The sequence below is a fragment of the Streptomyces sp. NPDC054932 genome, assembly GCF_053610205.1.
Genome location: NZ_JBSGXU010000327.1, coordinates 1 through 5,212 on the forward strand (window position 1 = coordinate 1; position 5,212 = coordinate 5,212).

Below are 5,212 nucleotides of genomic sequence, written 5' to 3' on the forward strand. Positions count from 1 at the left end.
GCATGGACTCCCTCCTCCGCCTTGCAATCGCACGCACCAGGCCCCGCCGAGCCCGCCCTCCGGGCGGACGACGCTACTTTGCGGACACTCCCTAGAGGTAGGGGCCCGAGCGGATCGCTCCGTGGCCGCCGTCCTCGTCGTCGTCGTGCGGCCCGCCGGGCGGCAGGGCGCGGCGCATCTGCTCCAACTGGGCCCGCGCCGCCATCTGCTGCGCGAACAGGGCCGTCTGGATGCCGTGGAAGAGGCCCTCCAGCCAGCCCACCAACTGTGCCTGGGCGATCCGCAGTTCCGCCTCGGAGGGAATGGCCTCCTCGGTGAACGGGAGGGACAGGCGCTCCAGTTCCTCCACGAGCTCCGGGGCCAGGCCGTCCTCCAGCTCCTTGACCGAGGCGGCATGGATGTCCTTGAGCCGGACCCGGCTCGCCTCGTCGAGAGGCGCGGCACGTACCTCTTCCAGGAGTTGCTTGATCATGCTGCCGATCCGCATGACCTTGGCGGGCTGTTCGACCATTTCCGTCACCGGGACCTCGCGCGACTCGTCATCGGCGTCGCCGACCGCCGACCCGTCCTGTCCCACGATCAGGACGTGCGGGGGGCTGTCCTGCGACCGTTCACTCCTCGGCATCTCCATGCCGTCATTCTCTCGCACACCTCCGTACTCACACGGTGTGCCCCCGTACAGTCGTGATCCAACCTGTACGGGGGCACCAGCCTGGGGCCGCGCCGGACGGATTACGCCGCGGCCCTGCGGGCCAGCGCGCCGTTGGAGCGGGTGACGAGGGCCGCCAGCAGGGCCGCGCCCAGCGGGACCATGACGACCAGCCCGCCGAGGGTCTCCCACGGCACGGAGATCGGCACGTACGGCAGGGCCTCCGTGGCCGACGTGTAGCCCTGCTCGATGGAGTGCCGGTAGAGGTTCTCCATCTCCCGCCGCTGCGTCAGGCGCAGGCCGACGGCGGGCAGGATCCCGGCCGCCGAGCCCAGGACGACGCCCATCAGGGAGACCACCCCGCACTGGAAGCCGCTCAGCGTCCGCCGCACCCGGGGTGCCGCGCCCACCGCGGCCAGCGTCTTCAGGTCGGCCTCGGCGTCGGCCTGGGCCAGCCCGGTGGCAATGCCCGCCGCGCCGATGGTGACGAGCCCGGCGAAGACGGCGAGGGCGAGCATGACCAGGCTGTTGTCGCCCTGGTAGCCGGCCTCGATGCGCAGGGAGGCCTCCACGCCCATCCGGTCGATCTCGCCGTCGATCTTCTGGCGCTGTTCGGTGGTCGCGGTCCCGTCGAGGCTGAAGTACGAGCCCAGGGGCGCGGTGGCCAGCCCGGCCGTCTTGACCGCCGAGGGCGGCAGGATCAGGTCGACGCCCCAGCTCACGGTCGTGTCCGGCGCCAGGTGGACGGGGAGGACCTTGTCCTCGCCGGGCACCTCCTGGCCGCTTTCGCGCAGCAGCTCGGCGGCCTTCGCGTCGGTGATGATCCGCAGGGTGAGCCTGCCGTCCTTGACCTGGCGCTTGTCGAAGGCGACGGCCCGGCCGGCCTTGAGCGCGGAGACGGAGCCCGGGTCGGTGACCGCGAGGATGCTCAGCACCTTCTCGTCCCCGACGAGGACGGGATGCTGCATGCCGTACCGGCTGTCCTGGCAGCGCCAGTCCTCGCGCAGTTCGCGGCGCTGCGCCTCGGTGAAGGCGTCCATGCCTTCGGGGTTCTCGTAGAGCGGGCAGCGCTGGTCCTTGGGCGTGACGATCTCCGCCCGGCCGCAGCCGGGGTCCGTGGAGTACGACTCGCAGCTCGGCTTGCCGACGACCAGCCGGTCGACGTCCGCCCGCCGGGCCACCGGCATCTCCCTGGAGAGGATCTCGCGCAGGGCGGGCACGTCCTTGTACGCGCCGTTCTCGGACGCCTCCAGCAGCCCGGTGCCGTGCGGCAGGTCCGCCCGGTACTCGTGGCGCATCTGGACGTCGTTGCTGTGCTGGTACGTGGCCACCGCGACCGTTCCGGCGACGGCGGCGAGCACCGCGGCCACGGCGGGCGCCGTACGCCCGCGGTTGCGCACGGCGTCGCGCAGCGCGAGCCGCGGCGACAGCGGCAGCCACCGCCCGAGCCGGCCGAACAGGCCGACCAGGACCGGGGTGAGGGCGACGATGCCGAGCTCTGCGATGGCGCTGCCGCCGGCCACGACGGTGCTGCCCAGCTGCGAGGTGGTGCCGTAGAGGGCGATCGCGGCGCCGACGGCGACGGCGACGAGGCCGATGACGGGCAGCACCCGGTTGGCGCGGCGGATGCCGCGGCGGCCGGTCAGCGAGGCCAGCACGGTCTGCCGGGAGGCGTTGACGGCCGGGACGATCGCGGCCAGCAGGCCGGTGATCACGGCGAGGAGGGCGATGCCGCCCAGTTCCAGCGGGCGGAAGTCGTAGTCGCCGAAGCGGCTGCCGAGGGCCTCTTCCAGCACCGGTCGCAGGAGCACGGTGAGCGTGATGCCGATGACGGTGCCGAGGACGGCGGCGACGGCGCCGAGGACCAGGCCGCCGGAGAGCACGATGGAGCGGATGTGGCGCCGGTCGCCGCCGTTGGCGCCGACCAGGCCCAGCTGGCGGCGCGAGCGGCGGGCGCCGACCGCGAAGGCCGGTCCGGCGAGCAGGCAGATCTCCAGCATGGCCAGGCCCACGACGGTGGCCAGGATGGCCGTCTCGACGGCGTTGTTGCCCTCGCGGCTGAACTGCTCCTTCGGCTCGTCCCGGTAGAGCGGGACCTCGGAGTCGGCCGGCGGGTCGAGCATGACGGCGCGGGAGATGACGGTCATGCCCTTGGCGTTGGCCGCCTTGACCATGTTCCAGGTGACGCCCTCGCCGCCGACCTCGACCAGGTAGACCTCCTCGGGGGTCAGGCTGCGCCCCCCGGAGGCCGCCAGGGCCTTGTCGAGCGGGGCGAGCAGGGTCCCGGGCGGGGCGATGATCTCGTCGCGGCCGAGTTCGTCCGGCGCCTCGTAGGCGCCGACGATCTTGTACGAGGAGGTGGCGCCGCGGGGGGTGACGGAGGAGCCGACGAAGAATCCGGAGTTCTTCAGGAAGGCCTGGGTGGCGATGACCTCGCCCGGGCCCTCGGGCAGCCGGCCGCGGTCGAGCGCGATCATGCCCCCCGTCAGCGGGCTGTGCGTGTCGAGTTCACGCAGCCTGGTTTCGAGCAGCCCGTGCGTGGTGCGGACCTTGCCGTAGCCGTAGCTGTCCTTGAGGATCCGGGCCCCGGCGGGGAACACGGACTCCACGGGCTCCGGCGGGGTTTGCCCGGCCTTCGCGGGGTCGTACGCCTTGTAGCCGCCGACGGGCGCGTAGCTCGTGCCGTCGGGGCTCTGGTTGAGGGGCCCGCCCATGTGCGTGCGGTTCACCCGGGCGTCGGCGGCGCCGATCGTGCGGGTGAGCATCTGGTCGGTGGACAGTTCGGCGCTGCGCAGCGTGAGGTCGGCGGCGCTCACCCCGACGATCGGCAGGGCGAGCATCGCGAGGACGAGGGCGCTGCGGCCCTTGGCGCGCCAGGCGTCGCGGCGCGCGATGCGCAGGGCCGCGATCCAGGAGTGGTACCAGCCTTGGAGCGGAGAGGTCACTGGCCGGCCGCCCGCCCGGAGAGCAGGGAGTCGGCGTGGCTGCGCAGGGTCTCGTCGACCACGCTGCCGTCGCGCAGGAAGACCACGCGGTCGGCCCAGGCGGCGAACCGCGGCTCGTGCGTCACGAGGATCCCGGCCGCGCCGGCGTCGCAGCGGGCGCGCAGCAGGGCCAGGACCGACTCGCCCGTCTCGGAGTCGAGGGCGCCGGTGGGCTCGTCGGCGAGGACCAGGCGGCGGTCTCCCACGAGGGCGCGGGCGATGGCCACGCGCTGCTGCTGACCGCCTGACATCTCGTCGGGGAAGCGGTCGGCGAGCTGGCCGAGGCCCATCTCCTCCAGTGCGGAGAGGGCGGAGGCGCGGGCCTTGCGGGCGGAGGTCCCGTCGAGTTCCCGGGGCAGTGCCACGTTCTCGGCGGCGGTGAGGGCCGGTATCAGGTTGTAGTCCTGGAAGACGTACCCGATGCTGCGGCGGCGCAGCGCGGCCAGCTGCTTGCGGCTCGCCGTGGTGATGTCGGTGCCCTCGACGACGACCCGGCCGCTGCTCGGGGTGTCGAGGCCGCCCGCGAGGGTGAGCAGCGTGGACTTGCCGGAGCCGGAGGGGCCCATGACGGCGACGAGTTCGCCGGGGAAGACGGAGAGGTTGATGCCGCGCAGGGCGTGGACCTCGGTGGCGCCGCTGCCGTGGGTACGGACGAGTTGGTCCAGCTGCAGCACGGGCTGCTGGTGCTTGTCGGGCATGGAGGATCCCCCCTGGAACGGTGCTTCAGCCACGTCGCGTACGGGCGCTGCTGGGTTTGGTGGTGGTGGTCGGGGCCGGGTTCCCGGCTGCGGCGGCCTGGGGTGACTCGGGCTGTGCGGCTCTCCGGTCGGCCGGCAGGGAGAGCCGGACGAGCCGGGCTTCGCAGTGGTCGAGCCAGCGGGCCTCGGCCTCGGTCTGGAAGATCAGCTGGTCCAGGACGAGGAGCCAGGCGACGTCGTCGCGTTCGCGGGACCGGCCCGTCTCGACCGCGGCGAGCGCCGTTGCCTTGAGCCGGGTGTAGTCCTGCATCGCCTTGATCGTGGCGTGCCGCTGGGACTGGATGACGGCGCGGATGTCCACGCCGGGTGCGCCCACGGCCATGGCGAGCTTGATGGACAGCTCGTCGCGGGGCGGGTTGGCCCGGTCGACGGGGCGCTCGTACCACTGGAGCAGTTCGGTGCGCCCGGCGTCGGTGATGGCGTAGAGGGTGTGGCCGGCGGCGTCCTCGCCGTCGGGGGCGACGAGGCCGTCGCGTTCGAGGCGGGCGAGGGTCGTGTACACCTGCCCGACGTTGAGCGGCCAGGTGGAGCCGGTGCGGGATTCGAACTCGGTGCGCAGCTGGGAGCCGTACCGAGGACCCCGTTCCAGCAGGGCGAGTAGCCCGTGACGGATCGACATACTCAGTATGTATACCGAGTATGTTCACGCTCGGCAACCATCCTCAGGCCTACGCCGCAAGGGGGACGCGGGTCTGGGGGGTGTCCGGCCTGATCGGCGAGACGCCCCCTAGTAGTGCTTTGTTATCTGGTCTTGTCACGTCGGGTGTGCGGTAGTTCGCTGGCTGTATGAGGGCTGGGGAACTTGCGGCGGTCAGGGCTCG

At 72.5% G+C, this 5,212-nt stretch carries 4 protein-coding genes; all 4 read right to left on the reverse strand.

All coding sequences use genetic code 11. From position 1 onward, the window contains the following. Positions 1-91: 91 nt before the first annotated feature. Positions 92-631 carry a bacterial proteasome activator family protein gene (locus ACWGE1_RS40025; protein ID WP_361589655.1) on the reverse strand — a complete coding sequence of 180 codons (540 nt, stop codon included), beginning with the start codon at positions 629-631 and terminating at the stop codon, positions 92-94. Positions 632-732: 101 nt separating this feature from the next. Next, a complete protein-coding gene (locus ACWGE1_RS40030) occupies positions 733-3,489 on the reverse strand; it encodes an ABC transporter permease (protein ID WP_453425394.1) in 2,757 nt (918 codons plus the stop codon). Positions 3,490-3,590: 101 nt separating this feature from the next. Continuing rightward, positions 3,591-4,331, reverse strand: coding sequence for an ABC transporter ATP-binding protein (locus ACWGE1_RS40035; protein ID WP_453425392.1), 741 nt, complete (start codon positions 4,329-4,331; stop codon positions 3,591-3,593). 25 nt (positions 4,332-4,356) lie between these two features. Next, positions 4,357-5,010 carry a PadR family transcriptional regulator gene (locus ACWGE1_RS40040; protein ID WP_453425393.1) on the reverse strand — a complete coding sequence of 218 codons (654 nt, stop codon included), beginning with the start codon at positions 5,008-5,010 and terminating at the stop codon, positions 4,357-4,359. Positions 5,011-5,212: the final 202 nt, after the last annotated feature.